Annotated in this window: 24 protein-coding genes and 2 tRNA genes; 9 read left to right on the forward strand and 17 right to left on the reverse strand. The window is 65.4% G+C overall.

The genetic code is table 11. From position 1 onward, the window contains the following. Positions 1-51: 51 nt before the first annotated feature. The 7 genes from DBZ32_RS03220 to DBZ32_RS03250 form a co-directional block, all read right to left on the reverse strand. On the reverse strand, positions 52-1,164 hold the full coding sequence (locus tag DBZ32_RS03220) for an ABC transporter ATP-binding protein (protein ID WP_119165666.1): 1,113 nt from the start codon (positions 1,162-1,164) through the stop codon (positions 52-54). Beyond that, complete coding sequence (scpB, locus tag DBZ32_RS22715) at positions 1,145-2,008, reverse strand: SMC-Scp complex subunit ScpB (protein WP_119165667.1); 864 nt, start codon at positions 2,006-2,008, stop codon at positions 1,145-1,147. The genes DBZ32_RS03220 and scpB overlap by 20 nt, the downstream gene beginning before the upstream one ends. Beyond that, entirely contained in the window at positions 2,005-2,877 is an 873-nt protein-coding gene (locus DBZ32_RS03230; protein WP_235830006.1) for a segregation and condensation protein A, read from the reverse strand. The genes scpB and DBZ32_RS03230 overlap by 4 nt, the downstream gene beginning before the upstream one ends. A 109-nt stretch (positions 2,878-2,986) precedes the next feature. Further along, the gene (nagZ, locus tag DBZ32_RS03235) at positions 2,987-4,012 is read right to left on the reverse strand and encodes a beta-N-acetylhexosaminidase (RefSeq protein WP_119165668.1); all 1,026 of its coding nucleotides are present in this window, start codon (positions 4,010-4,012) and stop codon (positions 2,987-2,989) included. Positions 4,013-4,045: 33 nt separating this feature from the next. Beyond that, positions 4,046-5,206, reverse strand: a complete 1,161-nt coding sequence (locus DBZ32_RS03240; protein ID WP_119165669.1) for an SPOR domain-containing protein — start codon at positions 5,204-5,206, stop codon at positions 4,046-4,048. 290 nt (positions 5,207-5,496) lie between these two features. Beyond that, a complete protein-coding gene (gene argS, locus DBZ32_RS03245) occupies positions 5,497-7,251 on the reverse strand; it encodes an arginine--tRNA ligase (protein WP_119165670.1) in 1,755 nt (584 codons plus the stop codon). Between the two features lie 19 nt (positions 7,252-7,270). After that, entirely contained in the window at positions 7,271-8,440 is a 1,170-nt protein-coding gene (locus DBZ32_RS03250) for a deoxyguanosinetriphosphate triphosphohydrolase (protein ID WP_119165671.1), read from the reverse strand. 185 nt (positions 8,441-8,625) lie between these two features. Here DBZ32_RS03250 and erpA point away from each other — a divergent pair, with 185 nt between their 5' ends. The 3 genes from erpA to DBZ32_RS03265 all read left to right on the forward strand — a co-directional run bounded on the left by erpA (position 8,626) and on the right by DBZ32_RS03265 (position 10,773). Next, on the forward strand, positions 8,626-8,976 hold the full coding sequence (gene erpA, locus DBZ32_RS03255) for an iron-sulfur cluster insertion protein ErpA (RefSeq protein WP_119165672.1): 351 nt from the start codon (positions 8,626-8,628) through the stop codon (positions 8,974-8,976). A gap of 119 nt (positions 8,977-9,095) precedes the next feature. Then, on the forward strand, positions 9,096-9,872 hold the full coding sequence (xth, locus tag DBZ32_RS03260; RefSeq protein WP_119165673.1) for an exodeoxyribonuclease III: 777 nt from the start codon (positions 9,096-9,098) through the stop codon (positions 9,870-9,872). A 10-nt stretch (positions 9,873-9,882) separates the two neighbouring features. After that, a complete protein-coding gene (locus tag DBZ32_RS03265; protein ID WP_119165674.1) occupies positions 9,883-10,773 on the forward strand; it encodes a rhomboid family intramembrane serine protease in 891 nt (296 codons plus the stop codon). Positions 10,774-10,786: 13 nt separating this feature from the next. Here DBZ32_RS03265 and DBZ32_RS03270 read toward each other — a convergent pair whose 3' ends face one another. The 4 genes from DBZ32_RS03270 to DBZ32_RS22250 all read right to left on the reverse strand — a co-directional run bounded on the left by DBZ32_RS03270 (position 10,787) and on the right by DBZ32_RS22250 (position 14,679). Further along, the gene (locus tag DBZ32_RS03270; protein WP_119165675.1) at positions 10,787-12,301 is read right to left on the reverse strand and encodes a M81 family metallopeptidase; all 1,515 of its coding nucleotides are present in this window, start codon (positions 12,299-12,301) and stop codon (positions 10,787-10,789) included. Positions 12,302-12,416: 115 nt separating this feature from the next. Then, positions 12,417-12,791 (reverse strand): lipid-A-disaccharide synthase N-terminal domain-containing protein, encoded by a 375-nt coding sequence (locus tag DBZ32_RS03275; protein WP_235830013.1) that lies wholly within the window; start codon positions 12,789-12,791, stop codon positions 12,417-12,419. Positions 12,792-12,855: 64 nt separating this feature from the next. Then, positions 12,856-13,647, reverse strand: coding sequence for a glycosyltransferase family 2 protein (locus DBZ32_RS03280; protein ID WP_119165676.1), 792 nt, complete (start codon positions 13,645-13,647; stop codon positions 12,856-12,858). A 426-nt stretch (positions 13,648-14,073) separates the two neighbouring features. After that, a complete protein-coding gene (locus DBZ32_RS22250; protein ID WP_208539090.1) occupies positions 14,074-14,679 on the reverse strand; it encodes a hypothetical protein in 606 nt (201 codons plus the stop codon). Between the two features lie 186 nt (positions 14,680-14,865). Between DBZ32_RS22250 and DBZ32_RS03290 the strand changes: the two genes are divergently transcribed. Beyond that, a complete protein-coding gene (locus DBZ32_RS03290; protein WP_162906538.1) occupies positions 14,866-15,432 on the forward strand; it encodes a TetR/AcrR family transcriptional regulator in 567 nt (188 codons plus the stop codon). Positions 15,433-15,504: 72 nt separating this feature from the next. On the opposite strand, the gene ilvD is transcribed toward DBZ32_RS03290, so the two are convergent. The 5 genes from ilvD to DBZ32_RS03315 form a co-directional block, all read right to left on the reverse strand. Next, positions 15,505-17,241: a dihydroxy-acid dehydratase gene (gene ilvD, locus DBZ32_RS03295; protein WP_119165678.1), complete on the reverse strand. Its 1,737-nt coding sequence runs from the start codon at positions 17,239-17,241 to the stop codon at positions 15,505-15,507. Positions 17,242-17,472: 231 nt separating this feature from the next. Next, complete coding sequence (locus DBZ32_RS03300; protein WP_119165679.1) at positions 17,473-20,124, reverse strand: valine--tRNA ligase; 2,652 nt, start codon at positions 20,122-20,124, stop codon at positions 17,473-17,475. 291 nt (positions 20,125-20,415) lie between these two features. Next, a complete protein-coding gene (locus DBZ32_RS03305; protein ID WP_119165680.1) occupies positions 20,416-21,390 on the reverse strand; it encodes a DUF2497 domain-containing protein in 975 nt (324 codons plus the stop codon). Positions 21,391-21,433: 43 nt separating this feature from the next. Beyond that, positions 21,434-22,864 carry a TolC family outer membrane protein gene (locus tag DBZ32_RS03310; protein ID WP_119165681.1) on the reverse strand — a complete coding sequence of 477 codons (1,431 nt, stop codon included), beginning with the start codon at positions 22,862-22,864 and terminating at the stop codon, positions 21,434-21,436. 176 nt (positions 22,865-23,040) lie between these two features. Further along, complete coding sequence (locus DBZ32_RS03315; RefSeq protein ID WP_119165682.1) at positions 23,041-23,697, reverse strand: protein-L-isoaspartate O-methyltransferase family protein; 657 nt, start codon at positions 23,695-23,697, stop codon at positions 23,041-23,043. A gap of 156 nt (positions 23,698-23,853) precedes the next feature. On the opposite strand from DBZ32_RS03315, the gene DBZ32_RS03320 reads away from it, so the two are divergent. Further along, positions 23,854-23,927, forward strand: a tRNA-Cys gene (locus tag DBZ32_RS03320). A 100-nt stretch (positions 23,928-24,027) separates the two neighbouring features. After that, a complete protein-coding gene (locus DBZ32_RS03325; protein ID WP_119165683.1) occupies positions 24,028-24,243 on the forward strand; it encodes a hypothetical protein in 216 nt (71 codons plus the stop codon). A 48-nt stretch (positions 24,244-24,291) separates the two neighbouring features. On the opposite strand, the gene DBZ32_RS03330 is transcribed toward DBZ32_RS03325, so the two are convergent. Continuing rightward, positions 24,292-24,786 carry a PAS domain-containing protein gene (locus tag DBZ32_RS03330; protein WP_162906539.1) on the reverse strand — a complete coding sequence of 165 codons (495 nt, stop codon included), beginning with the start codon at positions 24,784-24,786 and terminating at the stop codon, positions 24,292-24,294. A 240-nt stretch (positions 24,787-25,026) separates the two neighbouring features. Here DBZ32_RS03330 and DBZ32_RS03335 point away from each other — a divergent pair. The 3 genes from DBZ32_RS03335 (at position 25,027) to DBZ32_RS03345 (ending at position 26,934) form a co-directional block, all read left to right on the forward strand. Further along, positions 25,027-25,102, forward strand: a tRNA-Asn gene (locus tag DBZ32_RS03335). A gap of 357 nt (positions 25,103-25,459) precedes the next feature. Beyond that, positions 25,460-26,161, forward strand: a complete 702-nt coding sequence (locus DBZ32_RS03340; RefSeq protein ID WP_119165685.1) for a bifunctional transcriptional activator/DNA repair enzyme AdaA — start codon at positions 25,460-25,462, stop codon at positions 26,159-26,161. Continuing rightward, positions 26,158-26,934: an isocitrate lyase/PEP mutase family protein gene (locus DBZ32_RS03345; RefSeq protein ID WP_119165686.1), complete on the forward strand. Its 777-nt coding sequence runs from the start codon at positions 26,158-26,160 to the stop codon at positions 26,932-26,934. The genes DBZ32_RS03340 and DBZ32_RS03345 overlap by 4 nt, the downstream gene beginning before the upstream one ends. The last annotated feature ends 54 nt before the right edge of the window (positions 26,935-26,988 follow it).

A 26,988-nucleotide genomic window follows, 5' to 3' on the forward strand; every position in this document is an offset into this window, starting at 1 on the left:
CTTGCCCTCGGATACGGCGAAGTCATGCCGTTGGAGCAAGGCGGATTTCTCTTATGTAGCCTCGGCTAGCGGAAAAACGAAGGCCAAAGCGGGATCCAGGTCCAGACTGAAGGCATCTTCGTTCGCAGGCAGAAAACGGCCTGGGATACGCGCGTGTAGGTGGAGCGGCGCGCCTTCCGCCTGTTCGACGGAGAGGTGCACCAGCGACGTCCGGCCCAGCAGACGCGCCGCGATGACTTGCGCCCCTGCATAACCGGGCCCCGCCGTCTCACCCGGCGGCAGCAGGCGGATCGCCTCTGGCCGGACCAGGACCTCCACCGGCTGTCCGTCGCGAAGCCCCTCCGCCGGCAGAGGACCCAGCGGAGTCAGGACGCGTTCGGCTTCGACACGACCCGGCAGTCTGTTGATCTCGCCGAAGAATTCGGCGGCAAAGGCGTTCACCGGGTGGAAATAGAGCCGATCCGGCGCGCCGACCTGAATCAGCCGACCCTGGTCCATCAGAGCGATCCGGTCGGCCATGAACATTGCCTCCTCGGGATCGTGCGTCACCATCAGCGTGGCCGTCCCGGCCGCCTCCAGCACATGCAGCGTTTCGTCGCGAACGTCGTGGCGCAGACGCTGATCGAGGCCGGAGAAGGGTTCGTCGAGCAGCATCACCCGTGGCTGCGGCGCCAGGGCCCGGGCAAGCGCGACCCGCTGCTGTTGCCCGCCCGACAGTTCGTGCGGATAGCTGTCCTCGAAACCGGCCAGTCCGACCTGCTTGAGCGTCCGCCCGATCGCGGCTTGCCGGTCGCGCGCTGCGAGATGGCGAAGTCCGAAGGCCACATTGTCGCCGACGCTCAGATGCGGAAAGAGCGCATAGTCCTGAAAAACCAGACCGACGGAGCGGTTTTCCGGCGGCACGCCGCGGCCCGGTTCCGCGACGGCGTGCCCGTCCATGGCGATGCGACCCTGCTGCAGCTCCTCCAGACCGGCGGCCAGCCGCAACGCGGTGGTCTTGCCGCAGCCCGAGGGCCCGAGAAGGCAGACAAGTTCTCCCGGCTCCAGGTCAAGCGAAAGGTCGTCGACAGCCAAAACCGCGCCGAAACGATGAGAGACGGCCTCGAGCGCCAAGGCGGGCGGCAGGTCGGACCGCAGGGCGGCGTCAGCCGGAGCGGCCGGCATCCGCATTCTCCTCATCATCGATGTCTTCGTGGACCGCGGCGTCTTCATCGGCTGCGGCTTGTTCGTCGAGGTCTGCCGGGTCGCCGGCATCCGCGTCTTCGCTTTCGGCTTCGTCGTCGCTGTCGTCTGCCTCCGGTCGGTCCGCTTCGGACGGGGGCAAGTCACCGAACTCGGCAACCAAGGCTTCATCCGTCCCGAGGTCCTGGTCTTCCAGAAGCTCGTCCTCGTTTTCTGCGTCGTCGTCCCGCTCGTCATCCAGCCCTGGGCCCGCGGGTGGGAGCTCGCCGCGGGCGCCCAGCGCCGTCATCGCCGGGCGCGCGTCGAGCAGACCGGCGGCCTTCAGCTCCTCCAGGCCCGGCAGGGAGGTGACCGCGTCCAGTCCGAAATGGTCCAGAAAAGCGTCGGTAGTACCCCAGGTAACCGGCTTACCGGGCGTGCGCCGCCGGCCCCGAGGCTTGATCCAGCCGGCCTCCAAGAGCGTGTCGAGCGTGCCCTTGGACAGAGCGACGCTGCGGATTTCTTCGATTTCGGCTCGGGTGACCGGCTGATGATAGGCCACGACGGCCAATGTTTCGATGGCCGCCCGGGACAGCTTGCGGCGGGTTTCGCTTTCGATGCGCATTCTGGGCGCCAGATCCGCCGCCGTCCGGAAGGCCCACTTGTCGCCGATCTGACGAAGGTTGACGCCGCGCGCTTCGTAGAGCCCGGCTAGCTCCTCCAGCATGCGCGCAAGATCGACGTCATCGGCGAAATGGCGGGCCAGCTCTTTTTCGCCGAGCGGCTCCGCTGCTGCGAATAGCAGAGCCTCGAGCAGGCGGATCTGCTGGAAACGAACCTCGCTCATGCGCCCGACTTACCGCCTGCATGCTCGTCTTCGCCGCCCCGGTCGTCGCCTGGCATATCGCTCTCGCCACGACCGGGACGCAAGAAGATGGATCCGTAGGTTCCGTCCTGACGAATCTCGACCTGACCGCTTTTGGCCAGTTGCAGGCTCGCGACGAAGGTACTGGCGAGCGCCGACCGTCGGCGCAACGGACTGATGGCAGCCTGCAGTTCGGGCGGCAAAAAGGCCTGCAACCGGCGCCAGCCGGGCATCCCCTGCCCCAGCAACCGGGCCAAACGCTCGACGGCGTCTTCGACCGAATGGAGGTCAAGCGCGAGGATCCGCAACGACTGCTCGCCGCGATCGCGACGGGCTTTTCCGTAAGCGCTCAGAAGTTCGTAGAGACTGACCTCCCACGTCACGCGATTCACCCGCTCCAGGGATTCCGGCATTCCACGCGTGAAGACATCGGTGCCGAGCTGGGGGCCGGCCATCAGCTTGCGCCCGGCTTCCTGCATGGCCTCCAGGCGTTGCAGCTTGAACTTCAGTGCCGCTGCCATCTCGGCGCCGGACGGCTCCGCCTCGCCTTCCGGTTCGGGCAGCAACAGGCGCGACTTCAGGTAGGCCAGCCAGGCCGCCATCACGAGGTAGTCGGCCGCGAGTTCCAGGCGCACGCGCCGGGCGTGATGCACGAAGACCAGATATTGCTCTGCAAGCGCGAGGATCGAGATCTTGGTGATGTCGACCTTCTGGTCCCGCGCCAGCTGCAGCAGCAGATCGATCGGCCCTTCGAAGCCCTCCAGGTCGAGCACGAGCTGGTCGCCGACGACGGGGTGGTCGGCCGGATCGTCTTCCTCGAAGCTGTCCAGTGGCGTGTCTTCGGCGCTCACGGTTACGCGGCTCTCCGGCTGAGATCGAACCTGTTGATCGGATAAGAGGCAAGCCCGACAGGCTTAGACCAAGGCCGGCGGCTTGCCAACCGGGTCTGCTGCGCGCGGCTCACCTGAGAGCGACCGTCGACAGAAGGTGTTCGAGCGCTTCCGCGGCTTCCAGCGAGTCGAACAGGCTGGGCGCGCGCCGCTGGGCTTCGCCACGGGTGAGGCGCCGGCGCGCCGCATCGGAAAGCGGCGTCGCGGCTTCGGCGACCTGCCGCATTTCGGATGGGTCCCCGTTGCAATGCAGGGCGATATCGCAGCCGGCCGTCAGCGCCGCCGCGGTCCGCTCCGACAGATCGCCGCTCAAAGCCTGCATCGAGAGGTCGTCGGAGACCAGGAGGCCCTCGAAGCCGATGTCGCCCCGAATCACCTCCGCGATCACCGTCGGCGAAACCGTGGCCGCCCGGTCGGGATCGATCGCACTGTAGATCACATGCGCGGTCATGGCCCAGGGCGCGTCGGCCAGCGCGCGGAAGGGCGCAAAGTCCGTCGCCTCCAACTCGCGTCGCGTCGCGTCGACCTGCGGCAGCTCGAAATGGCTGTCGACATTGGCTCGTCCGTGTCCGGGGATATGCTTGATCACGGGCACCACGCCACCGGCCAGAAAACCCTGACAGGCCGCGCGTCCCAGAGTCGCCACACGTGCCGTATCGCCCGAGAAGGCGCGATCCCCGATCACCTTGTGCGTATCTTTCATGGAAAGATCGAGCAAGGGCGCGCAATCGACTGTTATGCCGAGAGAAAGGAGCTCCTGCGCGAGAAGCCGCGCGTTCAGCTCCACAGCCGCCACGGCCGCTTGTGGATCGCGCTCGGCCAGGCGGCCGAAGATGCGAGGCGGCGGCGCCTGACGCCAGGTCGGTGGCTTCAAGCGTTGAACGCGGCCCCCTTCCTGGTCGATCAGCACCGGCGCGTCGGACCGGTCGACGATTGTTCGAAAGGCTTCGGTCAGCGCACGCACCTGATCGGGCGTCTCGACGTTACGCGCGAAGAGAATCAGGCCCAGAGGGTTGGTTTCGGCAAAGAATTCGGACTCCCATACGCTGAGTTCGAGGCCTGCACAGCCGTAGATCGCCGAGGAAACTGGAGGCATCGCCGGAGCCGGGATCGGAGGGTCCGCCACGGGTCAGTGCTGCTTGGCCAAGCAGTCGGTTCCCGAACCTTGAAGCAGGCCGCAGAGATCCGTCGCCGTGGCTCGGTTGGGCAGCGGTCCGGCCTGCAGACGATGGAAGGCACCCTGGCCTTCCACATTGACCGTCTGAACGGCCAGGCTCAGGTTGCTCAGCAGGTCCGGATGTTTCGCCTGAAGCCGCGCCCATTCCGCATCGACCGCCCCCCGGTCCCGCAGCGCCGCCATTTGAAGTACCCAGTCGCCGCTCTGAACGCTGGCCGGTCCTGACGCAGCCGTCGCCGGTTCGGTGGCCGGTGCTGCGGCCGGTTCCGGAGACGCGACGGTCGGGTCTGGTGCAGCCTCCTCGGCCGTCGAGGGTTCGGGTACGGGCGGCGCAGGCGGCGTAAGATCGGTCGACGCGGTTCCAGGCGCCGCAGGGTCTACAGGTGCCGCAGGTGCAGTGGAGTCCGAGGTTTCCGGCTGAGGCGGAACAACGGGTTGTTCGGCCACTTCGACGGTATCGTCGCTGCCGGGTGCTGCGCTAGCGGGCTGATCGGCGGCGGGAACCGGCGGCGCTTCGGCCGGCGCCTCTGCAACTGACGGGTCGACGGCCTCGCCGACTTGCGGGGCCGCGGGCGGTTCGGTGGGCAGGTCGCCGACCGCCGTGCCGCCCTCGTCGGTCGCGGGGCTCTGTGGGTCGGTTGCAGGACTCTGCGGGCTGGCCGCAACCGGTGGGGTTTCCGCCAGCGGCTCTTCCACTGGTTCGGGCGGCTGCGGGCTTTCGGGCGGCGGCAGCAGGCGTTCCAACTGCCCCTCTTGCGTGTCCGTCGAGTGCGTGTCGCTGCCACGGTCGTTCAGAACCTGGGCATCCTGATGCGGCACTTCCATGCCGCCTGGCTCCTCCGGCCGCTCCTTGACGTCGTTCAGATCCTGCTCGGCCGTCACGACCGGCAGTTCGCCGGGCGGTACGTCGCCCGTGCCCCAGCTATAGGCATACCAGACGATGGCCGCGAAGCCGCCAAGCGCGAGGACCGCGACCAGCAGCGGCAGGACCCGTCCTTTTCGGCGCGCAGGAGGCGCCGCGCCGTCGTCAGTCTCGTCGGGTATGTAGGAGGTTTGGGCGCCCGGTGGCGCGACAGCGGGACCAAGACGGACACCGGGCGCAGGCGGTGGCACGGCCCCCGGAGACGATGGCGCTCTCGGCGGAGGATTCGAAGCGGGAGTCCCGGCGGAATAGGGCCGTTGCCCCCCGTCGGCAGGCGACCCCTGCCCGGGATAAGCCGGTCCCGGCCGCGCTGGCCCCCCTTGCCCAGGCACCGGCTGTCCGGATGCCGGCTGTCCAGACGCCGGTTGCGCCGGTCCGGGTTGAGTTGGCCCAGGTTGAGTCGGCCGGGAGCCAATCGGTCCGGATCCGGGCGGCCTCGTATAGGGGTTTTGGTCGTCGCTCGCCATTCGAGCTGTCTCCCTCAGCGCATCTCCGTAACGGGCTCAACCCCCATCACGGCCAAGCCCGAGGCGATGGTTTCGGCTAACGCCTTGACCAAGGCCAAGCGAGCCGTGGTCACCGCCAAATCGTCCGCAATCAGAAACCGCAGGCGGGCGTCGTCGTTGCCCTTCGTCCAGAGCGTGTGGAATGCGGCAGCCAAGTCTTGCAGGTAAAACGCAACCCTGTGCGGTTCCGAGGCAGTAGCCGCTTGCTCCACAACGCGCGGCCAGTTGGCCATCTGCCTGATTAACGCGAGCTCGGCGGAGTCGGTCAAACGCGCTAAGGAACTGGTTGCCAGGGCCTCGGGCGCGGTCGGGAGATCGGGAAACTCGGCAGCCGCATGACGCAGCACGGAATGAGCCCGCGCATGGGCATATTGGACATAGAAGACCGGATTGTCGCGTGACTGCTCCAGCACTTTTTCCAGGTCGAAATCGAGCTGCGCGTCCGATTTCCGAGTCAGCATGATGAAGCGAACCACATCCTTTCCGACGTCGTCGATCAACTCGCGGAGGGTGACGAAGCTGCCGGAGCGCTTCGACATCTTCACTTCGACGCCGCCCTTCGAGAGCTTGACCAGCTGACAGAGCACGATTTCCAGTGTCGCCCGCTCCTCCGTCAGGGCCTTGACGGCGGCTTGCATGCGTTTGACGTAGCCACCGTGATCGGCGCCCCAGACGTCGATCTGGCGGGTGAAGCCGCGCCGGTACTTGTCGAAGTGGTTCGCCATGTCGTTCGCGAAGTAGGTCCAACTGCCGTCCGACTTCTTCAGCGGCCGGTCGACGTCGTCGCCGAACGAGGTCGCTTTGAAGAGAGTCTGCGGGCGTGGTTCCCAGTCTTCCGGCGTCTTGCCTTTGGGCGGCTCCAGAACGCCGACGTAGAGGAGGTCGCGCCCTTCCAGGCTGGCGAAGACCCGCTCCACCGCGCCGGCTTCGACCAGACTCCTCTCGGAAGTGAAGACCGACTGGTCGACCCCCAGAGCATGCAGATCATCCTTGATGACGCGCATCAGGACCTCGATGGCGAAGCGGCGTACCTCGGGCAGCCAGGCTGTTTCCGGCTGGTTCAGCCACGTATTGCCGTCGCGTTCGGCGAGCGCGCGGCCGACGTCACGCATGTAGGCGCCCGGATAGAGGCCTGCGGGGATTTCGCCGATCGTCTCGCCCAGGGCTTCGCGGTAGCGCAGATGCGCCGTCCGGGCCAGGGTATCCACCTGACCGCCCGCATCGTTGATGTAGTATTCGCGGGTGACGTCGAAGCCTGCCTTCTCCAGCAAGCCGGCCAGGGCGTCGCCAACCACGGCGCCCCTCGCGTGCCCGACCGTCAGGGGACCTGTGGGATTTGCGGAGACGTACTCGACGTTGACCTTGCGGCCAGCGCCGAGGTCGGAGCGGCCGTAGTCCCTGCCCGCCCTTAGAATGTCGCCGAGATGGTCATACCAGAAGGCATTGGTCAGGCGCAGATTGATGAAGCCGGGTCCGGCCACCGCAACGGCCTCAACGGCTTCGGCGCCACGCAGCTGCTCGGCGAGCTGTTCGGCGAGATCCCGGGGTTTCACGCCGGTTTGTTTGGCCAGGACCATGGCGGCATTGGTCGAAAGATCGCCGTGGCTGGGATCGCGCGGCGGCTCGACGGTGACCCGCGAGGCATCTAACCCGCCGGGTAGCGTTCCCGCCGCCGCCAAAGATTTAAGTTTTATCTCGACAATGCCGAAGAAGTGGTTGAAAATGTTCATATTTCGATGTGCTTGTTGCTTAGAATCGAACATAGGGGTCGAAGACCTTCCGATGGGCCTCCAAGGCGTAGCGGTCGGTCATGCCCGCGATGTAGTCGGCGACGATCCGCGCGCGCGGGGCCGGTCCCTCCGCCGTCTCGGCACGCTGCCGCCATTCCGCCGGCAGTGTGTTGGGCTGGTCCATGTAAAGCTCGAACAGTTCCGAGACGACCCGCCGCGCCTTCAAGGTCTGGCGGTTGACCAGGTAGTGCCGATACATCCGGGTGAACAGGAAGTCCCGCAGGACGCGGTCGTTCTGGCGCATGGTCTCGGAAAAGGCAACCATCGCGCGGTCGGCGGTCCGGATGTCGTCGGCTGTCTTCGGCGCGTTTTCCGTCAGCCGCAGCCGAGTCTCGCCCAGCAGGTCCTCGACCATCAGGTTAATCAAGCGCCGAATCGTCTCGTGGATCCAGCGCGGCAGCTCCAGCCGCGGATAGAGGGCCTGGACCTCCTCGAAGACCGGTCCGACCAGCGGCAGTTCCATCAAGTCGTCGATGGTGAAGAGGCCGGCGCGCAGGCCGTCGTCGATATCGTGGTTGTTGTAGGCGATGTCGTCCGCCAGGGCCGCCACCTGCGCCTCGGCGCTTGGCCAGCCGTTCAGCTCCAGATCCCAGTCCTCGCAGAAGGTCGCGAGATGGGGCCGCGGCTCGGCCAAGGGGCCATTGTGCTTCACCGCGCCTTCGAGGGTTTCCCAGGTCAGGTTGAGCCCGTCGAAGTCGGCATAGCGAGCCTCCAGTTCGGTCAGAATGCGGAAGGTCTGTTCGTTGTGATCGAAGCCGCCATGGATCTGCATGGCGCCGTCCAGCGCGTCCTCGCCGGCGTGACCGAAGGGCGTATGACCGAGGTCGTGGGCCAGCGCGACCGCCTCGGCGAGGTCCTCGTTCAGGCCCAGCTGGCGGGAGATCGAGCGGGCGATCTGGGCGACCTCCAGCGAGTGGGTCAGTCGGGTTCGGTAGTAGTCGCCCTCGTGATAGACGAAAACTTGGGTCTTGTACTGAAGCTTCCGGAAGGCGCCGGAATGCACGATGCGGTCCCGGTCGCGCTGGAAGGCCGTGCGGGTCGGACTCTCCGGTTCCGCCAGACGCCGGCCGCGCGTCTTGGCCGGGTCGCAGGCATAGGGTGCGGGGGGACGCGGCTCCGGGTGGGTCATGGCCGCAAGCCCTACCCCACCCGCCGTGCCGCGGCAATCGCCGCTGTGCCTCGGAGGCCGGCTCCGATGCCTGGCCCCCGATAGCCGGTTCCAGGTCCGGTTCCCTGGCCGACTGACCGGTACGTCTTAACAGGGCGCCGAAGATGGACTACATGTAGGCATCCACTTTCGTCGGAGACCGAATCATGCCTGATAGCGCGCCTCTTCGAGCCTTTTCGCTGAGCGAGAACGCCGCAAAGCGAATCATCGCTCTGGCCGAGCACGAGCAGAGCGGGACCATGCTGCGCGTGTCGGTCTCCGGTGGCGGTTGCTCTGGCTTTCAGTACGGCTTCGATTTCGATACGCAGGTCGAGGAAGACGACAAGGTGTTCGAGCGGGACGGCGCCCGGGTGGTGATCGACGAAACCTCCCTGGAACTGCTGACCGGGAGCCAGATCGATTTCGTCGAGGATCTCATGGGCAGCTACTTCAAGATCGAAAATCCGCAGGCCGAATCGGCTTGCGGCTGCGGTTCTTCCTTCTCGATCGCTCTCTAGCGACTCAGATCGCGCTCACGGCGGGTCAGCAAGCCTGCTAGAACGGCTCCGGCAGCTTTCGGGGCCGTTTTTCTTTGCCTTCCAACCCGCCGGACAGCCGCAGGAGAAAACCCGGACTCATGGTCAAGATCGCCAGTTGGAACGTGAATTCCATCAAGACGCGCCTACCGAACGTGCTGGACTGGCTGGATAGCGCCGCCCCCGATGTGCTGCTGCTGCAGGAACTGAAGTGCCAGACCGGCGATTTTCCGGAGATGGAGTTCACGGCGCGCGGCTATAAGGCGCTGGCCGTCGGGCAGAAGAGCTACAACGGCGTCGCGATCCTCTCCCGCGATGCGATCGAGGATCCGCTGGAGGCTTTGCCCGGCGATCCGAAGGACGAACAGGCACGCTATCTGGAAGTCACGACCTGCGGGCTGCGCGTCGCCTCGATCTACCTGCCGAACGGCAATCCGTTGGGAACGGAGAAATTCGGTTACAAGCTCGATTGGATGCAGCGCCTGACGACCCATGCGCGCAGTCTGCTGCTCGAAGACCGGCCGGTCGTTCTGGGAGGCGACTACAACGTAATCCCCGAGCCGCTCGACTGCCACGACCCCGCGGCCTGGCGCGGCGACGCGCTGTTTCAGCCGGAAAGCCGCGCCGCCTTCCGGGGGCTGCTGCATCTCGGCTATTTCGAGGCCTATCGCGTCCTGCAGGGTGCGCGGGCCGGTGCCTATACCTTCTGGGACTATCAGGGTGGCGCCTGGCAGGCCGACGAAGGGATCCGGATCGATCACCTGCTGCTCAGCGCGCAGGCGGCCGACCGGCTGGAGGCCTGCGATATCGACCGCACGCCCCGCGGCAGGGAGCGGCCGAGCGACCATACCCCGATCTGGTGCAGTCTCACAGAGTGACGGTCCGGCGATGCCCTTCCTGCCGATCTACGACAACAATCCCAGGATCCATATCTCGCGCCCCTACGTCGTCTGGAGCCTCATCGCGCTCAACGTCCTGGGCTTCGTTTGGCAGATATCCGGCGGCGACAGCGGGTTTCAGACCGTCGTCTATCGCTATGGCTTCATTCCGGCGGTTTTCGGTGGCGGCGCCGAACTGCCGGCCTCGTTCGGCGCGGCCCCCTCGCTGCTGACCCTGGTCAGCAGTCAGTTCCTGCATGGCGACCTCTTCCACCTCGTCTTCAACATGCTTTTCCTTTGGGTCTTCGGCGACAACATCGAGGATGCGCTGGGACACGGGAAGTTTCTCGTCTTCTATCTGCTCAGCGGTGTCGTCGCGGCCCTCGCGCACTTCGGCTTCAACCTCGGGTCGGAGGTGCCGGTGATCGGCGCGTCGGGCGCGATTTCCGGTGTGCTGGGCGCCTATCTGCTGCTCTATCCGCGCGCCTGGGTCCTGACGCCGGTGGCTTTCATGCCGCTGATGTTGCCGGCCGGCCTGATGCTGCTCTTCTGGTTCGGCATGCAACTCCTGAACGTCTTCGAAGGCGACGCTTCAAGCAATGTCGCCTGGTGGGCTCATATCGGCGGATTCGTCGTCGGCCTGGCTTTGGTCGGGCCCATGAAGCGGCCGATGGTACCGCTCTTCGGCGGGCATCGGCCGCCGAAGAGCCTGCGGGTCGACAGTGCAGCCGCCCGTCGTCGGCGCCGGCCGGAGCCCGCCCGAAACCAAGACGCGCCTGATTCGCAGAACGCGCCCGGCTCTCGGGAGACGTCGGATCGGGACCCCTGGGCCGGCAAGGGGCCGTGGAACCGAAAGGCGGGCAAGCCGCCCCCCTCCGGACGAAAAGGCCCCTGGGGGTAGCCGTACTGCGCTTTCAGCCGCGATGGGCGGCTTGAGTCGGCCCCATCGGCATCAGACGGATATCGGGCCGCAGGTTGCCGTAGGTCAGCGCCAGATGGTCGACCGGATTGGGGCCCGGTGCCGCCGCCACGATCACCTCGCTGGCGATCGGCTGGAAGTCCGCCCTGAAGTGAACCGAGGACTTGAGCGCCAGGATCCGCTTGGCCTCCGGTTCCACACCGACATGGCGGAACATGTCGCGGTCGGCGGCCTGTGCCTTCTTGCAACCGACCACCACCTCCACGCCGCCGATCTCCAACAGGGCCATGGGACCGAGCCGCATGCGCGCGCCGCGATAGAAGGGGCCGGTGCAGGTGAAGACCCCGTCTCCGACTCGCTTGACCCTGTAGGTGCCGCTGAGCGGCCGATGGCCTGGCAGGCCCGAATGCGACCCCAGTTCCAGCTGCAGTTCGGCCCCCTCGCCGGCTTCGGCGGCCCGTTTCGCATTGGCCGGGTCGAACAGCACGCCGATCACGGCGTCAGGCACGCGCTGGCGGACCAACTCCGCCAGCAGTCCAACGGTATCGCCGTTGCCGCCGGCGCCGGGGTTGTCCTGAGTGTCCGCAATGACCACTGGCCCGTCGCCCTTAGCCGAGCGTTCCACGGCATAGGTCACGGCTTGGTCTGCCGGGAGAATACGTCCGGCGAAGGCGGTTTCCTGGCCGGCGACGCTCTCGTAAAGGGTATCGGCGGCCTGCCCCGCCGCCTCCGCGCTCTCGCCATAGGCCACGACGCTCGGGCCGGCATGGTGAATGTCCGCTGGCGAGAAGCCGCAGGCAAAGGAGAGCGTGGCGACGCCGCCGCCCTCCAGCTCCGGAATCTGCCCGTAAAGGCTGTCGGCCGGTTCGATCAGCGTACAGCCGCTGGTCAGCGGGATCAGGAAGGGAAGCTGCCGGTAGGCCTTGTAGCGTGGCCCCCGCCCCGGCCCGGCATCCATCAGGCGATGCAGCAGGCGCAGCGCCCGTGCGCCGGTCTCTGCCATATCGACGTGAGGGTAGGTCCGGTAGATTACCAGACCGTCAGAGAGATCAACCATTTCCGGCGTAACGTTGGCATGCAGGTCGAGGCTGACGACGATCGGCAGCTCCGGGCCGACCCGGTCGCGTAGGCGGCGCAGCAACTCACCTTCCCCGTCCTGGTGGGCTTCGGTGACCATGGCGCCATGAAGATCCAGATAGATGCCGTCAAGGCCGCGCTGCGCCTCCAGGTCTTCGAAGATCTGACTGGCGATCCGCTCATAGGCGTCGCGCGTGACGCGGTCCGATGGAGTTGCCGCAGCCCAGGATAGCGGTTCGACCTGATGCCCCAGGCTGCGGGCTTCCTCGATGGCGCCCGCCGCCGGCAGGTTCATGCCGGAGAGCGCTTGCAGCATGGCCGCTCCGCGCGACAACGGCGGCCAGGCGCCGCCCGAGGCAAAGGCATCGTAATCGGCCTTGGCGGGCGCGAAAGTGTTGGTCTCGTGCTGGAAGCCGGCGATGGCGATCTTCATGTCGCTCTCCTCAATGGGCTTAGGGGGCGCCTGGGAAGGTCGTCGTACAGCGCCGCTTCGGAATATTCGGGGAGGTGTCGGAGCGGAATCCTGCGGGACAGCGCCGATGCGGTCGTCATCGCCCTACCTGGCTTTCCGGCGTTTCCAATTCCTCGAGGCCGCGCTCGCGACCGTCCCGTCTGACCCGCCGCAGGTCCAGCTTCTCTTTCCAGATGAAGTAGAGGTTGCGGCTGTAGATCGTCACGCCGGCACACTGACCGAGGATGATGACGGGGTCGGCGCGATGAATGCCATAGGCCAGAACGATCGCGCCCCCGGCAATGGAGAAGTACCAGAAGACCTCCGGCACGACGCTGCGGCGGGCGCGTTCGGTGGCGATCCATTGCATCAGGAACCGCATGAAGAACATCGACTGCCCGGTCAGGCCGATCGCCAGCCAGGTTGCCTCGATGCTGGTCAGCTGGCTCCACCAAGCCGCTAGTCCGTCCACTGTGCAGTCATCCCTCTGTCAAAACCGGCGGATGCAGATCGCTCCAGCCGATAGGTGAGACCGATCATCTGGGCCGAACCAGCGGCTGTTTCGTTCGCCGAAGCAGCCAGATGACACCGGCCAGATCGACGACGCCGACCAGCCCCCGCCGCCAGTTGGTGTACTTCGAAACTCCAGCCAGACGTTCCCGATGATTGACCGGAAGGTAGATAGCTTCCCAGCCCCATCCGCGTATCAGCGCAGGAATATAGCGATGTCGCGAGTCGAAGTAGGGCAGCGCTTCGTAGAGATCGCGCCGCACCACCTTCAGTCCGCAGCCGCTATCGGGGCAGCCGTCCTTCAGCAACCAGGCCCGGAGCCCGTTGGCGAAGCGCGAGGCCAGCCGTTTCGACAGCGGGTCGCGGCGCTTGGTGCGCAGTCCCTGAACCAGACCCAGCCGTCCGCTTTCGTCGGCGCGCGCCACCTCGAGCAGCCGGGGAATGTCCGCCGGGTCGTTCTGCCCGTCGCCGTCCAGGGTGACCACCCAGCGCCCTTCGCTGGCCCGCAGCCCACTCCAGATTCCGCGCGATTGCCCGCTTCGCTCCCCGTGAGTCGTTACCAGCAGGTTGGCATAGCGGGCCTGCAGCCGCGCCAAGACCGCCTCCGTCTCGTCCGTGCTGGCATCGTCCACCACGCAGACCTGGCAGGGGCCCAATCCCTCCACCGCCGTGAAGATCTCAGGAACGAGGGTCTTGAGATTTGGCGCTTCGTTGAAAGCCGGAACCACGACGGCAAAACCGATCTCGCCCGCTATTGTGACGCTGTCGGCCTTGTCTTCGTCGATTGCTTGGGTTTGCCTTGGCAAAGTTAGGCCCATTCCGGCCGCCTGTTTGAATGCCGGCTTGGTACTAGCTCTCCGCCCGGCGGGCGGTCAAGCAAGGCTGTCTTTCGGCGAGCCGCTGTCCGTCTGCGGGACGCGGCCCAGTGACTCGAAAAGGACAGGCGGCTCCCGTCAGGAGCGGCCTGTCTCGCGCGGCTCGCGCCGCATCGGCGGATAGGCCGCCAGCCCAAGTTTTCAGCGGAAAGCGGCCTTGAAGACTGAGAGGCCGCCTGAGACGTGAATCGCCCACTAACCTGATGGTGAGAATAGGAGTCACGCCCTAGGTGGGATCGCCAGGGCGAGTCCACCTAGGGCGATCCTGCTCTAGGGGCCCGTGTGAGGGTGGGTGATGAAAATGCCCGGGACCGGCTTGTTCGGTGCCTGAATATGACGCATGGCCCGCTCCGCCTCCGGGAAGATCCGTTACGCGTCCACCGCGATCACGCCTGACGGCGTCTCGATCCAGTGCGTGTTGGTGGTGTCGACCAGCTTCGGTTGCGCCGCATAGCTATGGACCGTGATGCCCTCTTGTGCGTGTGCCGGTTGCTGAGCCGCCAGCACCGCAAACCCGCCGATCGTCGCGGCTGCGATGCTGCGCTGTACCACTGCCGAACCGGTCTTGAGGCCCGAGAGAGTGAAAAGCGTGTCGCGGTCGCGCAGCAGGAACAGGGCAACCAGGAGGCCCAGCACGGGAACGCCGGCCCAGAAGAGGTGATTCGGCGGTGTGAAGGGATCGAGCAGGCGCGGGAAGCTCGAGAAAACGGAGACCGCGTGCATCGCCAGCAGCGCGCCGTAGGTCCAGAAGCGGAAAAGACCGGCCATAAAGGCCAGGACGAAGAGAAGCTGCAGCAGGCCTGTAAGCAGCAGCACGGTGTCGGAGGGCGAGGAGAAATAGAAGGCTTCGAAGACCCGGCGGGCGATCTCAGGCGCGAAGATCTTCTCCAAGGCCCAAACCAGGAAGAAGGCTCCGGTCGAAAAGCGGAGGATTGCAAGGCTCCAGACGAGTGGACGGTCAACTCTATCGGTCATGACGACGCTCCCTGCCGTATGTGAAGCCGACCAACGGCTTCTTCCGTCTCACAGGTTGGGGTGCTTGACATTATTGTCAAACATGGTTTCTGCTCGAATCTATGAACTCTGTCTCACCTTCGCGTGAAGTCTCGCCAGGAAGGACAAGCAGCCATCGCAGGGGTTCGGAAGTTCGACGAAAAGGCCGTGATCGACGCGGTGCTCCGCGTCTTCTGGCAGCAGGGCTACGGTGCGACGGCAATGGCCGATTTGGCCGCCGCCGCCGGTGTTCAGCGCGGTAGCCTCTACAATGCCTACGGCGGCAAGGAGGAGCTGCTGCTGCGTGCACTCGACCGCTATTCGGAACAGCAAGGCGGCGCCGTCCTCTCCGCCCTCGCCGCTCCCGACCCGCGCCGCGCGATTGCGGGGTTCCTCGAAACTCATATCGAGCGCATGGCCCGTCCGGAAAACCCGGCCGGCTGTCTGATGTGTCAGACGGCATTGGAATGCGGCGGCCGCGACCCGGCTCCGTCAGTCCAGGTTCGACGGCACTTTCTGCGGACCGAAGCCGCGTTGCGCGACGTTTTGCAACGGGGCCGCGATAGGGGTCTGTTGCCCGATGACACCGACGTCTCGGCCGTGGCGCGTTTCTACCTCGGTGTTTCGCGCGGCATGGCGGTCCTGCATCGGGTCTATGGAGATCTGGACGCGGTGCGCGACATGGCGCGAGAGGCCCTGCGCCGTCTCGACGACCCGGTCGGCAAGGTCGACTAGCCGCGTTTCTACGTCAGAAATGGCAGTGCTCTCGCACTGCCATTTCTTAACTTCTTAGCTGAGAATTTGCCGTTAAATATCGGCGTAAACGTGAGTTTCCGCTTTTCCGCCGGGATGAGTGACCGCGCCCTTCTCGGCCGCACCGACGGTTTGGGCGTATTTCCAGATGGTCCCGGCGTTGTAGTCGTGGCCGCGCGGCCGCCAGGCCTTGCGGCGCTCGGCCAGTTCGGCCTCCGAGAGCTCGACGTCCAGAACGCCTGCCTCGGCATCGATGCTGATCATGTCGCCGTCCTTGAGCAGTCCGATCGGCCCGCCGATCGCCGCTTCGGGGCCGACATGGCCGATGCAGAAACCTCGGGTCGCGCCGGAAAAGCGGCCGTCGGTGATCAGGGCGACCTTGTCGCCCATGCCCTGGCCGTAGATGGCGGCCGTGGTGGACAGCATCTCGCGCATGCCGGGGCCGCCCTTCGGCCCCTCGTAGCGGATCACGAAGACATCGCCCTCGGCGTACTGCTTGGCTTGCACGGCTTCGAAGGCGTCCTCCTCGCAGTCGAAGCAGCGGGCCGGCCCGCGGAACTTCAGGTTGCTCATGCCGGCCACCTTCACGATGGCTCCCTCGGGCGCCAGACTGCCCTTGAGGCCGACGACCCCGCCCCAGCTCGACAGCGGGTTGGACAGGCGTCGAATAACGTCCTGATCTTCGGGGAAGACCACGCCGTCGAGGTTCTCCGCAAGGGTCTTGCCGGTGACCGTGATGCAGTCGCCGTGCAGGTAGCCGCCGTCCAGCAGCTCGCGCAGCAGCACCGGCATGCCGCCGATCTCGTACATGTCCTTGGCCACGTAGCGGCCGCCCGGTTTCAGGTCGCAGATGTAGGGCGTGCGTCGGAAAACTTCGGCGACGTCGTGCAGGTCGAAGTCGATTCCGCACTCATGGGCGATCGCCGGCAGATGCAAGGCGGCATTGGTCGAGCCGCCGGAGGCGGCTACGACCGTGGCTGCGTTCTCGAGGGCTTTGCGGGTGACGATGTCGCGCGGGCGCAGATTGGCCGCGATCAGATCCATGACCATGCGGCCGGAGGCCTCGGCGTAGGCATCGCGGCTTTCGTAGGGGGCCGGCGCGCCGGCCGAGCCCGGCACCGCCAGGCCCATGGCTTCGGAAACGCAGGCCATGGTGTTGGCGGTGAACTGCCCGCCGCAGGAGCCGGCCGAAGGGCAAGCCACGCATTCCAGCTCGTGCAGTTCCTCCGGCCCGATCTCGCCAGCGGCATGCTGGCCGACGGCTTCGAAGAGGTCCTGCACGGTGACGTCCCTGCCCTTCCAGCGCCCCGGCAGGATCGAGCCGCCGTACATGAAGACGCTCGGTACGTTGAGGCGCACCATGGCCATCATCATGCCCGGCAGCGACTTGTCGCAGCCGGCGAGCCCGACCAGCGCATCGTAGCAATGACCGCGCATGGTCAGCTCGACGGAATCTGCGATCACCTCGCGGCTGACGAGCGACGACTTCATGCCCTGGTGGCCCATGGCGATGCCGTCGGTCACCGTGATGGTGCAGAACTCGCGGGGGGTGCCGCCGGCGGACTTGACGCCCAGCTTCACCGACTGGGCCTGACGCGACAGCGAGATGTTGCAGGGCGCGGCCTCGTTCCAGCAGGTGGCGACGCCGACCAGAGGCTGATTGATCTCCTCCTCCGTCAGCCCCATGGCGTAGAGGTAGGAGCGGTGCGGAGCCCGGTCCGGCCCCACCGTGGTGTGACGGCTCGGCAGCTTGCTCTTGTCGAAACGCTTTTCGACCTTGTCCAGTGGCATGACGCCCTCCCTTAAAGTCTTGCAGCCAGTACTTCGCGCCGGTCTTTCGCGCTGGTTCTTCGCGCTGGTTCTTCGCGGTCGAATTTCCGCATGAGACTGCGGAGTTTTTTTGTCGCTTGCGAAGCTAGTCGAGCGGGTGGGCGAGGCTCCACCGCTTTTTGCGGATGGAAGGGTTGCACGCCAGCCCCCAACCGACGACCGGAAGCGCGACGACCAGCGCCGAGCCCGCAGCTAGATCGCTTCCAGCCGTTTCAGGGCTCCTTCGAGCTTCTCGCGGGCCTGGACATAGTCGTCCTGCCGTTGCTTCTGCTCCTCGACCACCTCGGCCGGTGCCTTCTGGAGGAACTGGGGGTTACCGAGCTTACGCTCGATCTTGCCCAACTCGCCCGAGACCTTGTCGATCTCCTTGGCCAGGCGGGCGCGCTCCGCCTGCAGGTCGACGACCTCCGCGAGTGGCAGGGCGACCACCGCTTCATCGATGACGATCTGAACGGCACCCTTCGGCAAGTCGCCGAGCGCAAGCTCGACGCCCGAGGCGCGCGCCAGGCGTTCGAGCAGGTCGGCGTAGCGCGCGAGGCGCGCCTGGGTCGTGGCATTGGCGTCCTTGACCAGAAGATCGACCTTTGCGCCCGCCGGAACGTTCATCTCGCTGCGGACGGCCCGCACTTCGCCGATCAACCGGATCAACCAATCGATCTCGGCCTCGGCCTCGGGTGCGCGCAGACTCTCGTCCAACTCCGGCAACCCCGTGGAGATCAGCGCGTCACCGCCGCCGAAATGCTCCCAAAGCTCCTCAGTCACGTAGGGCATGAAGGGATGCAGCAGACGCAGCAGCTGGTTCATGGTCCAGCCGACGGTCGCCCGCGTCTCGGCAACGGCTCTCTCGTCGCCACCGCCGAGGATCGGCTTGGCGAACTCCAGATACCAGTCGCAGACCTCGTGCCAGGCGAAGTGGTAAAGCAGGTTCGAGGCGTCGTTGAGCCGATAGCCCGCGATGGCCTCGTCCAACTTTCCGCGGGTTACCAGAAGCCGGCTGACGATCCAGCGGTTGACGGGCTGCTCGAGCCGTCCCGGATCGAAGTCCGGCGGCAGGTTGGCGCCCTGGATCTGGGCGAAACGCGCGGCGTTCCAGAGTTTGGTCGCGAAGTTCCTGTAGCCCTCGACCCGCTCCGGCGACAGTTTCACGTCGCGCCCCGGCACCGCGAGCGACGACAGGGTAAAGCGGAGGGCATCGGAACCGTAGGTTTCAATCAGTTCCAGGGGGTCGATGATGTTGCCCTTGGACTTGCTCATCTTCTGCCCGTGCTGATCGCGCACCAGGGCGTGGATGTAGACGTGGCGGAACGGCACGTCGCCCATGAAGTGAAGGCCCATCATCATCATGCGGGCAACCCAGAAGAAGATGATGTCGAAGCCGGTGACCAGCACTTCGCCGGGGTAGTAGCGGGCCAGCTCCGGGGTCTCTTCCGGCCAGCCAAGGGTCGAGAAGGGCCAGAGGGCTGAGGAGAACCAGGTATCCAGCACGTCGGTGTCGCGCGTCAGCTCGACCTCCTCGCCGTAGTGAGCCTGCGCCGCGGCCGAAGCCTCGGCTTCGCTCTCTTCGACGAAGATCCTGCCGTCCGGGCCGTACCAGGCCGGAATTTGATGGCCCCACCAGATCTGCCGGGAGATGCACCAGGGCTGAATGTTGCGCATCCACTCGAAGTAGACGTTTTCCCACTGTTTCGGCACGAAGACCGTCTTGCCCTGCTCCACGGCTTCGATGCAGGGCTGCGCCAAGGTCTTGGCGTCGCAGAACCACTGGTCGGTCATCCAGGGCTCGACGGCGACGCCGGAGCGGTCGCCGTGCGGCACGTTGTGCAGGTGGTCCTCGATCGTCTCGACCAGGCCTAGGGCCTCCAGGTCCGCGACGATCTTGGCGCGGGCGGCATAGCGGTCGAGTCCGCGATAGGCTTCCGGCGCGTTCTCGTTGATGCGGGCGTCGCGGTCGAAGATGTTGATCATCTCCAGGCCGTGGCGTTTGCCGACCTCGAAGTCGTTGAAATCGTGGGCCGGCGTCATCTTGACGGCGCCCGAGCCGGCCTCCGGGTCCGCATAGTCGTCGGCGACGATCGGAATGCGCCGGCCCACCAGCGGCAGCAGGACGGATTTTCCGATGAGGTGGCGGTAGCGCTCGTCCTCCGGATGGATCGCCACGCCGCTGTCGCCGAGCATGGTTTCCGGCCGCGTGGTCGCGACCACGATATAGCTTTCGCCCTCGCCCTCGACCGGATAGCGGAAGTGCCAAAGTTTGCCGTGGACTTCCTGTTGCTGCACTTCCAGGTCGGAGATCGCGGTGTGCAGTTTCGGGTCCCAGTTGACCAGCCGCTTGTCTCGGTAGATCAGGCCTTCCCTATGGAGTTGGACGAAGACCTTACGAACGGCTGCCGAGAGGCCCTCGTCCATGGTGAAGCGCTCACGCGGCCAATCGGCCGAGGCGCCGAGGCGACGCAGTTGGCGGGTGATCGTGCCACCCGACTGTGCCTTCCAGTCCCAGACTTTCTCCAGGAAGCGCTCTCGCCCCAGGTCGTGGCGGGTGATGCCCTGTTCGGCCAACTGACGCTCGACGACCATCTGCGTGGCGATGCCCGCGTGGTCCGTGCCCGGTTGCCAGAGCGCGTCGCGTCCCGACATCCGGTGCCAGCGGACGAGGACGTCTTGAATCGTAAAAGTCAGCGCGTGACCCATGTGCAGGCTACCGGTCACGTTCGGCGGCGGCATCATGACGGTATAGGGCTGGGCATTGGACGCGACGTTGCTCGCGAAGGCGCCCGAACGCTCCCAGCGTTCGTACTGTTTGGCTTCCACGTCGTTCGCGCGAAAGATCTTATCCAATTCGGCCATCTCTGCCGTCTCCTGCTGCCCAAGCGGTACCGGCTCGGCCGGCCCGCGGCATTCCCATACCTGCGCGGACGCCGTTGCGCCAGAGCGCGATCGTCATAAGCCGATGCGGGTTGGCCGCCGCTTGTGACGTAAAGCGGGCTCGAGTCTGCAACAGCAGAGGGTTCCGAAGGCAAGGTTCGTGGCAATCCGGGCGCGGCGAACGTCCGGTCGGAAGAAGTCAAACGACGAGAGCCCGCAGCGCGGACGCTGCAGGCTGGATCTCAGGCCTCGCGATCTGTCAGGTCGCTTTTTTTAGCTGTCCTCTGCCCGCCGCGCCAAGCGGCGGACCTCTTCGCGGACCACGCGCTCGACCAGATCCGGCAGATTGGTGTCCAGCCAGACCTTCAGGTGTTCGGCGATGGCGTCTCGAACCACCTGCTCCAACGTCCGCTCGCCCCCGGACAGGGCCACGGGCTGTGCCGCCTGCGGCGGGGTGGCCACGCTCGACAAGGCCGCGAGAGTGGCCGCCTCTGTCGCTTCGGAGACGAGGCGCTCATGATCGGCGGTGTCGCTCTTGGGAGTGTCACTCATGTCTTCCTCTGCCGACTCAGGGGCGAGTTCAAACGGATCGGCCTCGGCTTGCGGCGAGTCTGCCTCCTCATCCGTGGCGCTTAATTCCAGTCCGGCGCCGGCGGGTATCTGGTCCGCCTCAGGTTGCTCGTCCGGTTCCGCGTCGATCACAGCCGCCGGCTCGACCGGTGCCTCGGCAGTGGCATCCATAGTGGAGTCCATCTCAGGAGCGTTCGCCCGCGCCTGTGCGGCGCGTTCCGCGGCCAGATCGATGACCGTACCGTCGCCTTGGACAGCTTGTGTCAGATCGAGCGGCTCCTCATCGGGAGTCTCCACCTCTTGGCTGACCTCGGAGGAGAAGGCGTCTGCCTCCGAATCCGCAGTTGCTGAGTTCATGTTGGTCGGGTCCGTTTCTGCACGAAGATCGATGGCACCGCCACTCTTCTCGCCGGTGTCCGTTGCCGGCGCCGCGGGAGCGGGCGTGCCCTCCGCCTCGGGCACGTCGGAGCCGGCCATCGTGTCTGGGGATGCGGAGGCGCCAGTTTCGGCGGCGCTGGCCTCGGGAGCGCCAGTCTCGGAAGCATCCGAGTCGGAGGTCTCTGCGGCAGCTCCCTGCCCCTGCTGTTCGTTGCCGTCGTCCGAGATGATCCGACGAATCGAGGCAAGAATCTCCTCCATGGAAGGTTCCTGTTGGTCCTGTTTGGTTGCCTCGCTCATCTCTACCTCCTCGGGCCGCCGTCAGTGGACGGCGGCGCCATCCTCAGTTGTTCGAGCCTGCTCCGGGTGCGTTGAGACCGAACCAGGAGTCGCGAACTTCTTCATAGTCCCGCGTCGGGTCATAGATATCCACCGGCAATCCAAGCTCGGAAGCATTCATCCGGCCGACCGCCGTGAGAAGTTGAAAACTTGCGACAACTTCATCGCGCTGCGCCGAAACGAGATTCACTTGAGCGTCGAGCAGCTCCTGCTCGGCATCGAGAACGTCCAGGGTCGTACGCGTGCCAACGGCGTTTTCCTGGCGAACGCCCTCCAGGGCGATCGACGAAGCCTCCACCTGCGACTGGAAGGATACGATCTGCGCGCGGGCGGTCATCAGGGCTTCCCAGGCGCTGACGGCCTGCTGCTGGCTATCCCGGCGCGCCTCGTCGATCTCAAGCAGGCGCTGGCTTGCGAGTTGCTTGGCCTGACGAACCTGGCTGGACACGAAACCAGCCTGATAGATCGGCACCGTCACCTGCGCAAGAATCTCGGCTTCTTCGCGTTCGCTGTCGGGGGATGACTGTTCTTCGTTGTAGCGCAAGCGCCCGGTCAGCGACGCTTGCGGCAAGAGTTCGCCGAAGGATTCGCGGACCTGGAAGCTGGCCGCTTCTTCCAGAAAGTCGGCCTGAAGCACGGCCGGGTTCTGCTCGAGCGCCTGATCGACCGTTTCTTCCAGAGAGACCGGCAGGCCCTCCAGCGGCGGCGGCGGCCGCAGCTCGCCCGGCAACTCGCCGACCAGTTCCTCGTAGACCGCCGCGCTCGCCGTCAAGTTCCCCTCCGCTTGGATTCGGTCGGCGGTGGCGCCGTCCAGGCGGGATTCCGACTGCGCCACATCGGTGCGCGTAATCTCTCCGACCTCGAAGCGGTCCTCGCTGGCCTCGAGCTGTCGCGCGAGCACCTGCTCGTTGTTGATGTTGAGCTGCAGCACCGAGCGGTCGCGCCAGACGTCCATGTAGGCCGCTACCGTCGAGAAGAGAACGTCCTGCTCTACCGCCAGGAGCCGCGAGCGTTCGGCCAAGACCTCGCTCTCGGCGCGATTCGTCTGCGCCACCGTGCGGCCGCCACGGTAAAGCGGCTGGTTCACCGAGAGCTCCACATCGCGCGGCTGCGTGTCGAAGCTGCCGTCATCGTCAGCGGGCTCGACTTCCTGCCAACGCTGGCCGACCGAACCGGAGAGCGTGACGGTGGGACGCCAGTTGGACAGGGCCTGAGGTACGCCCTCGTTCGTTGCGCGCAGTTGAGCGCGCGCTCCGTCCAGGGTTGGGTTGGTTCGGTAGGCCTGGGCCAGGGCCTCGATCAGGGACTGGGGTGTCTGCGCCTCTGCGGGGTTCGATGCCGCGAGCAAGCTCGTGGCCGCAAGCGCTATCGCCGTGCCGCGCAACACGCGGCAGATCCCGACTCGATCCTGGGATCGCTGTCGCCGTTTGTTCATGAAATTTTGCTCTCTTGCCGCATTTGCCCCACTCGCACTGTGGCGATAGGTCGAAGAAACGCAAGAAGATTTTAGGTTTGGTTAACGATCGGAAAACGAACAGTCACGTCAGGGATTTATCCCCATATGGGCTGCTCATCGGGAGCGGCCAGTCGGGGCCGGCTCCGGTGGTCGGGTCAGAAAACGAATCCATCCTTTCGCTCGAAGCCGGGCAAGACAGGCGTGGAGGCGTCGAAAAGGACTCGGCCGGAGACCACGCCCTCGTCCTTGCGCATTAGCATCGCGCGGCCGAGTCCGTCTTCGTCGAGCAGAACGCCGACGAGCCGCCCGCCCTCGGCCAGCTGCGCTTCGATCTCTTGCGGAACTTCTGCGACTGCGCCCCCCAACAGGATCACGTCGTAGGGCGCTTGCTTGGCATAGCCTTGCGTCAACCGGCCTTGCACCACAACGGCATTGGTGACCTCCAACGCCTCCAGCGACGCCGTCGCCGAGTCCGCGAAGGCAGCCAGTTCTTCGACCGCCACGACGGTCGCTGCCAAGCGCGCCAGCACGGCCGTCGAATAGCCCAGGCCGCAGCCGAGATCGAGCACCATATCGCTCTCTTCGATGGCCGCCGCCTGAATCAGCCGCGCGAACACCATCGGTTCCATCAAGTGGCGCCCCTGCCCGATCGGGAGGTCTTCATCGATGTAGGCGAAACCCCGAGCCTTATCCGGTACGAAGATTTCGCGCGGCAGGGTCTCGAAAGCCGCCAGCAGCCGTTGGTCCCAGACCCGGTTGGTGCGGAGCTGGCTATCGACCATGTTGGTGCGTGCGGCAGTGTAATCGACCATCGACAGACAAGTCCGTAACTGCAGGAAGGAACGGGAGTGATCTGCGGCGCGTTATACGGCCCCCGATGCAAGGCATCAATGGCGGCGGCGTTAACAGGTCCGACCCGGCGCTTGACCGGCCACCGGGCGGGCCGTATGTAGCGTCGCCTGACCGGTGGCCCGGTGGGAGAGTGGTGATCCAGCGGACTGCAAATCCGTAAACGCCGGTTCGATTCCGGCCCGGGCCTCCAAGACCCCTCCATTTTCGTCTGCGTGAAACGCTCCGGCGCCTGCCAGGTCGCCCGGGCTTTGTCGTTGCGGCCGCTTGAGGCTCGGGCTTAGGCTCGATCGATGAAGCAAGCGCAGGCGCCCCTCGATACCGTGGTTCTCGCCACCGAAGTACAGGCTTGTCTGCCGGATCGGCTTCACCCCGTAAGCCGGCAGTTTCTGGATGCCTGGCTGCTTGGGGACCTTCCGACACACGAGTTCCTCCGGTGGTTTCATATGCCCAACTCCGATTACCTGCCTGTGGCCGAGTGTCTTTTGAAGGCGGTGTTCGGCGTTTGAGCGACGTCGATGGTCGCGTGCCGGCCCCGCCTGTCCGCAGATCCTCGTTTATCTGAGCGATGTGAAGGAGATGGGCTCGACGACCTTGAAGAAGCGATCGATATCCACGCCGTTGCTGCTCAGCGGCAGCAGCAAGCGGGTGTAGGTCCAAATGCGATCGCTCAGGCTCACGTAGCGCCGATGCGCCAAGGACGCCTGGCGCGTTTCGGCGAGGATGCGCGCGGCATCGAGAACGTTCTGTGCATCGGCTGCTCCAAAGAAACTGCGGGTCGTATGGCCGCGCAGTTCGCCGCCGTGGAGTTCACAGACGCGGGTTCCGGCAAGGCGGACACGAAGCTCATCTGGGTCGTGCTCGACGTCGAGAAGCATGACATAGGGTAGCGCCGCCGGCGGCAACTCCGTCGGGTCGAGTTGCGACGGCAGATCCGGAGACTTCGCGGCCCAGAGCTGATAGATGCTGCGGAGAGTTGGATAGTTCGAGATCTCGTCCAGCCGAAGCTCCCGATGTTCGGTTTCGACAATTTGAGCGTTCGGCAAGATCATGATCGGAACCTCGGCATCACTGTGCGTACGTGCGAAGCAGTCTGCCCAGGGCGAGTGCCTCATAACGATAGGATAAGGCAGGTCCGTAAACGGTTCGGATTTCGAGTGTAAATGGATTGCAACAGTCCGCGGTAGCTCGCGTATTGCGGGGGGCGTTGCATCTCAAAGCATTTGCACGGTAAAGGGGGCTTTGCTATAAGCCCCGCCTCGCGCCGAGGCGAGCGGCGTGAAGCGAGGTATTCCGCGGTAGCTCAGTTGGTAGAGCAGGTGGCTGTTAACCACCGGGTCGCAGGTTCGAGTCCTGCCCGCGGAGCCACACCCTTCGAAATCAGCGACGACACAAGCTGTGGCCTGAAATGACGGGGCCAAAACATCCATCTCCGGATGGCGCTGCGCCCTTGCTTGCAGTACAGATCGATGCGCGCAGGCTCAATGAGTCGAGGACGGTCGCCCGTTCGGCTCCGGGGGCTGTTGCGCCGAAGCCCGCGGCGCCCCTGCTAGGCCCTGACGCCGGAGCGTTCCGGGCGGAATCGCTTTCGGCGATCTTCCTCCGTCGCCCGCAGGGTTGCGAGCGACGGTAAAGGAGGGATCCGCTTCGCCTGACTGGCCGGTTTCGGACGCGATCATCTTTCCGTGTCTCGCGATTGACGACCTGGCTTGTTAGCTTGCGCTCATGTTGGATTTCGAGACCTGCAATCAGGCGCGTCTGCGACGCGATGCTGCCTTCGACGGGCGGTTTTTCGTCGCCGTGAAAACCACGAGCATCTATTGCCGGCCGGTTTGCTCCGTGAAGCAGCCTCTCACGAAAAACGTCAGTTTCTATGCCAGCGCCGCCGCTGCCGAGCAGGCGGGCTATCGCCCCTGCCTTCGCTGCAGACCTGAAACCGCTCCCTTCTGTCCGGCCTGGAAGGGCACGAGAACGACCGTCGAACGAGCCTTGGCACTGCTCCAAGATGGCGCTCTGGACCGCGGCACCGTCGAGGAGCTGGCCGAAAAACTCGGCGTCGGACCCCGCCACCTCTCGCGGCTTTTCAGGCAACATCTCGGGGCATCGCCCCAGCAGACGGCGAAAACGCTGCGTATCCAGCGGGCCAAGCGGCTGCTGGACAACAGCTCGCTTTCCATCGGTGAAATCGCCTTTCAGTCCGGTTTTCACAGCGTCAGACGTTTCAATGCGGCCTTTTCCGAGCTCTACGACCGCCCGCCCTCCGCGCTGCGCAAACGACCGAGAGCGGCGGAAAGGCTCAGGGCCGTGCCGCGCAGTGATCCGGAGACGGCAAAACAAGCTTCGGACGGTCAGGACGGAGGCCGGCCAGCGAACGGCTGGCGATACAGAGAGACGCTACGCGATCAAGATAGGGAGACTGGGCCATGACCCAAGCTGACAAAGCCCGCAGCTTCGCCGAACTGCACGTGCCGGGACGCCCGCTGGTGCTCTACAACATTTGGGACGCTGGCGGCGCCAAGGCCATCGCCAAAGCGGGCGCAACGGCAATCGCGACGGGAAGCTGGTCGGTCGCGGCGGCTCACGGCTATGCCGACGGACAAGCGATTCCCCTAGACCTGGTGCTGCAGATCGCCGCGCGCATCACCGCCACGGTGGATCTGCCGGTAACGATCGATTTCGAAGGTGGCTACGCCGAAGCGCCCGACGAAGTTGCGGCGAACGTCGCGCGTCTTATCGCTGCGGGCGCAATCGGGATCAATTTCGAAGACCAGACGATCGGCGGCAGCGGCCTTTACCCGGTGGATGCCCAGTGCGCCAAGATCGCTGCGGTGCGAAAGGCGGCGCAAGTTGCGGACCTGCCGCTGTTCATAAACGCGCGGACGGACCTTTTCCTGAAGGAGAAGGAGCGCAGCAAACATGCGGACCTCATGGCCGACGCGAAGGAGAGAGCGGCCGCCTACGCCCAGGCTGGGGCGAACGGCTTCTTCGTGCCGGGCCTGGTCACGCCGGATCTGATCGGCGCTATCTGCGACGCGGCCGATCTGCCCGTGAACATCATGGCCATGGGCGGTGCCCCTGCGACCGAAGAGCTGGCTTCGCTCGGCGTCGCCCGCGTGAGCTATGGGCCGGCCCCTTACTTCGAGGCCATCGCCGCCCTGACGGAGCGGTTTCAACAGATCTCCGGCAGCAAGGCAGGCTAGAGCAGGACGCGCGTCATCGGCGGAGCGGGTTCGCTGATATTTCCAACGGACGCG

Origin of the sequence: Algihabitans albus, from assembly GCF_003572205.1 — a bacterium.
Taxonomy (GTDB): Bacteria; Pseudomonadota; Alphaproteobacteria; order Kiloniellales; family DSM-21159; genus Algihabitans; species Algihabitans albus.